Annotated in this window: 1 protein-coding gene; it reads left to right on the plus strand. The window is 69.1% G+C overall.

The genetic code is table 11. The annotated features are described in order from the left end of the window. Positions 1–70: 70 nt before the first annotated feature. A complete protein-coding gene (locus IQ279_RS27600) occupies positions 71–484 on the plus strand; it encodes a DUF742 domain-containing protein (RefSeq protein ID WP_206352054.1) in 414 nt (137 codons plus the stop codon). Position 485: the final 1 nt, after the last annotated feature.

The following is a 485-nucleotide window of genomic DNA, read 5'->3' on the forward strand; positions in this document are numbered from 1 at the left end:
TTAGTCCACGCTCCCCCCACACGAGCACTACAGTCCGCATCGTCGACCACATGCCTCGCTCGGAGGAGCCATGACCCCGCCGCCCGCCTCACCCAATCCGTACGGTGGCCTGAACGACCACACGCCGTACGGCGGTGAGGGCGACCAGCCGCTGGTGCGGCCGTACGCCATGACCGGGGGCCGTACCCGGCCGCGCTACCAGCTCGCCATCGAGGCGCTGGTGAGCGCCACCGCAGATCCGGCACAGCTCATGGGCCTGCTTCCGGAGCACCAGCGGATCTGCCACCTGTGCCAGGAGGTCAAGTCGGTGGCGGAGATCTCCGCACTGCTCGCCATACCCCTGGGCGTGGCCCGTATCCTCGTGGCCGACCTGGCCGAGGCCGGGATGGTGGCCATCCATCAGCCGGGCAGCAGCAGCGAGCCCGGCGGCGCACCGGATGTGACACTGCTCGAAAGGGTGCTCAGTGGACTTCGCAAGCTCTAGC

It is taken from the genome of Streptomyces verrucosisporus (genome assembly GCF_017114865.1).
GTDB classification, from domain to species: domain Bacteria; phylum Actinomycetota; class Actinomycetes; order Streptomycetales; family Streptomycetaceae; genus Streptomyces; species Streptomyces fenghuangensis.